Annotated in this window: 3 protein-coding genes and 2 pseudogenes; all 5 read left to right on the top strand. The window is 46.3% G+C overall.

Annotation, left to right across the window (positions count from 1 at the left end):
- The coding region (locus ACMV5I_RS29215) for a YadA family autotransporter adhesin (protein WP_414825944.1) at positions 1 to 1,172 on the top strand (1,172 nt) is incomplete at its 5' end.
- A gap of 275 nt (positions 1,173 to 1,447) precedes the next feature.
- Positions 1,448 to 1,792 carry a hypothetical protein gene (locus ACMV5I_RS29210; protein ID WP_414825943.1) on the top strand — a complete coding sequence of 115 codons (345 nt, stop codon included), beginning with the start codon at positions 1,448 to 1,450 and terminating at the stop codon, positions 1,790 to 1,792.
- Positions 1,793 to 1,939: 147 nt separating this feature from the next.
- Positions 1,940 to 2,068: pseudogene (locus ACMV5I_RS29205) on the top strand (DDE-type integrase/transposase/recombinase); the annotation flags it as partial.
- Positions 2,069 to 2,280: 212 nt separating this feature from the next.
- Positions 2,281 to 2,668: pseudogene (locus ACMV5I_RS29200) on the top strand (transposase); the annotation flags it as partial.
- A gap of 91 nt (positions 2,669 to 2,759) precedes the next feature.
- Positions 2,760 to 3,209 carry a transposase gene (locus tag ACMV5I_RS29195; protein ID WP_414825942.1) on the top strand — a complete coding sequence of 150 codons (450 nt, stop codon included), beginning with the start codon at positions 2,760 to 2,762 and terminating at the stop codon, positions 3,207 to 3,209.
- Positions 3,210 to 3,338 lie beyond the last annotated feature (129 nt).

The raw sequence follows: 3,338 nt of genomic DNA, 5'->3' as shown, positions 1-3,338 counted from the left end.
ACAGCGTGGCATCAGGCATCACAGGTGTTGTGCAGAGAACTGCGACGAAGGACGTGGTGACCCTGACGGAAGATGGCGGTACGGCAGCGACACCGGGTAACGCACAGAAGCTGACCAATCTGGCGGCAGGTAGTTTGGCGGCGGACTCTCTGGACGCAGTGAATGGCAGCCAGTTGAAGAGTGTCGTCGATCAGGTAGCGAGTAATAGCGCTAGCATTACTCAACTGACGGCAATTGTGAATAATTCAATAGCCGACTCAATTGTAAAACAAGGTGACCCAGAAGGGCCGATTACCATTGGAGCTCTTGAGAAAGGAGATAACATATCAATTTCGGGTATTGATGGTGACCGCGTCTTGAGTGGTCTGAAAGATGGGATAAAAGCAAGTGATGCTGCAACGGTTGGACAGTTACAGGCTGCTTCGGGAAATATCAGCAGCCGTGATGACGACGGTTTTGGTATTGCATCAGCTACTGTAAAAAACTCCTTAGCAGTAGGGGCCGGAGCAAAAGCAACTGGTGAAGAAAGCACTGCGTCTGGATTAGGCTCTGTAGCCAGTGCAAATAATACCACTGCATATGGGTACAGGGCTAGCGCCACTGCTATTAACGCCACAGCTATCGGGCATAAATCGATCGCGTCGGGGAGTAATTCTACTGCCCTCGGCCATGGCAGCGAAGCTCAGGGTGATAATTCACTTGCTTTGGGCTCAAACAGTGTGGCTTCAGGTAAGAACTCCGTATCCCTAGGACATGGATCATTGGCGTCACGTGATAATACAGTTTCCATTGGCACTGAAGGTCGAGAACGGCAGATTACTAACGTGGCTGCAGGAACTGCGGATACGGATGCAGCCAATGTTGGGCAGGTCAATCAGGCATTTCAGTCGATTAGCAATAGTGTAAACGAGCTGAACAGCAGAGTAAGCGATCTTGATAACAAACTAACTGGTGGTATTGCATCATCAATGGCAATGGCCGGCATTCCTCAAGCATATCAGCCAGACTCCAGTATGCTTGGTGCATCTGCTGCCTCCTATAACGGTAAATCAGCTATTGCTGTAGGTGTATCTAAAACATCAGAAAATGGTAAGTGGATTCTAAAAGCATCTGGAAGTGGCAATACTGAGAACTATTTTGGCGCTTCAATAGGTGTAGGCTATCAATGGTAATAGGCTATATTGAAAATATAAGCGAGTTATTATAACTTATACTCATCAGCCTCAGAGGATATTGAATGATCTTCGATTTTAATGGATGATATTTCTGTAAAGGCCATCCTTTTGATGGTCTTTACAATACTTTGATTATGTATTGCTATTTATTACCTCCGTTAGATATGTGAGTCAGGAGTTTTGGTAAAACTCATCCAAGGCTGGCTAATTATAAGCTAACATTGCCGTAGTCAATAACGCCATGTTAAACAAAAAACTAGAGGGTTGAAATTATGCAAGATTTTATGGCGTCAGAAATCTTCAGATGTATACGTCGTACAGGAGAAACCTTCGATGTTTTTATTAATATCGGCCCACCGTCTAAGGTACCAGCAGAAGGAGAACTGTCGGAATATGCGCAATGTGCGATATCAATGGAACCATTTCTGCCACTTCGTATGTTTGGCGGTGAGAACGAGTTTCAGGCATTGTGCATGGCTCTAGATTATATCCGTTTCATATTAAAAAGTTTTTTTGCTGATGGCGGGCGAATCTATTGGCGTGATACCGACAGCCCTGTAAACCTTAATAGTTCTTGGTTTGCCCCTATGTACGCTATCGGTTCTACAGAGAGTTAGTGGTTCTGTTACCTTAACGTCCTGTCAGGTAACATGCTGGTTTTTTTATGCTACCTGACTATATCGATCATAAGAAAAGTCTTCAAATGCCTGCATTACACCGTCGATATTATTGCTCAATGTACCCACTGGTACTTCGCCTATTCAGAGGAAGAAGCAATTACCGCCAGGAAAAGTAAGTATCTGAACAACCAGATTAAGTAAGACTATCGCAACATTAAACGTCGGATAAGGCTGATGCTGGGATTCAAATCGTTTAGACGAGTTCATAGGCTTTGTTGATTAAATCGGATTTAGATAAAAGCGCCTCCCGTCACTGACTTCCTCAGGCAATCCGCACACTTTCTGGCATCCCTGCACGCGTCATTTTGTTTAAGGTGCATATTCTCGGCAGGTCCGAACTGTAGTGGTCAAGTGTAGTGGCATATTGAATTTGGCCCCCTGAACAGAGGTGATATGATCACCTCAACCACTAAACAGGTGACAAAATGACTAACAAAACGAGACGGACCTTTTCTGCCGAATTCAAACTCGAATGTGCTCAACTTATCCTTGACCAAGGCTACTCATTCCGTGCAGCCAGCCAAGCCATGAATGTCAGCACATCGGCACTCGAATCCTGGGCTAGGCAACTCCGCCAGGAGCGTGAAGGGGTCTCACCTAAAGCTTCACCACTGACTACCGAACAGCAGCGCATTCGTGAGCTGGAAAAGCAGGTTCTTCTCCTGGAGGAACACAACACCATATTAAAAAAGCTACCGCTCTCTTGATGTCAGACTCCCTGAACAGTTCTCGCTAGTTGAAAAACTCAGGAGCAGTCACACCGTCAGCCTTCTCTGCGATGTTTTTGAAATACATCGCAGTAGCTATAAATACTGTAAGTGTCCCATCTGCGACGTCTGGTAGAAATATTCCTTTCCGTTGAAAATTAATGTCCATCATTCTTCAAATTAATGGACATCATCGAATGGAAAGACAGCAATGGATGGAAGCACTTCTGCGGCTTCATCACGTACAAAACTTTAGTCGTGCTGCAGCATGTAGGCAGTTGGGGCTTAAAGTATCAACAGGGTATAAGTTTTTTCGGCGCTTCGGGGAAAGTGGCTTGTCCTGGCCCTTACACGATGAAATGACCCCTACAGAGCTGGAGCAAGCATTATATCCCTCCGAGTTTAATCCTTCTCGCGCCAGTCAACTGTCCTCAGAAAGACGCCGACGCCCTAATTTTACACCAGAGTTTAAACGCTACCTCGTTGAACAATCCATGCAACCCGGCATAAATGTGGCACGACTCGCACGTGAGCATGGGCTCAATGACAATCTGCTTTTTAACTGGCGGCGCCGGTATCTGAAGGAACAGGATAAAAACAGCCCCGAAGCCCATGTCAGTAAGTGTCCCATCTGCGACGTCTGGTAGAAAGTAAGCGTCGTTAAATCCCCACAGTGTTCGGTCGTGGGGTTTAAGGTAGGGTGATTTTCCAGGGCAGCAGCGTGTCCCAGTCGATGGCGTCGTCCGGCGATTTCAGCGCCGTCAGCAACGCATGCA

Source organism: Serratia sp. T13T92, assembly GCF_047530105.1.
GTDB lineage: Bacteria > Pseudomonadota > Gammaproteobacteria > Enterobacterales > Enterobacteriaceae > Chania > Chania fonticola.
The sequence above is the reverse complement of the archived record's forward strand: the minus strand, read 5'-3'. Positions and strand labels throughout refer to the sequence as shown.

Bases quoted from the DNA above. Each gene is read 5' to 3' on its own strand.
- ACMV5I_RS29210 (WP_414825943.1), top strand. From the start codon at position 1,448: ATGCAAGATTTTATGGCGTCAGAAATCTTCAGATGTATACGTCGTACA.
- ACMV5I_RS29195 (WP_414825942.1), top strand. From the start codon at position 2,760: ATGGAAAGACAGCAATGGATGGAAGCACTTCTGCGGCTTCATCACGTA.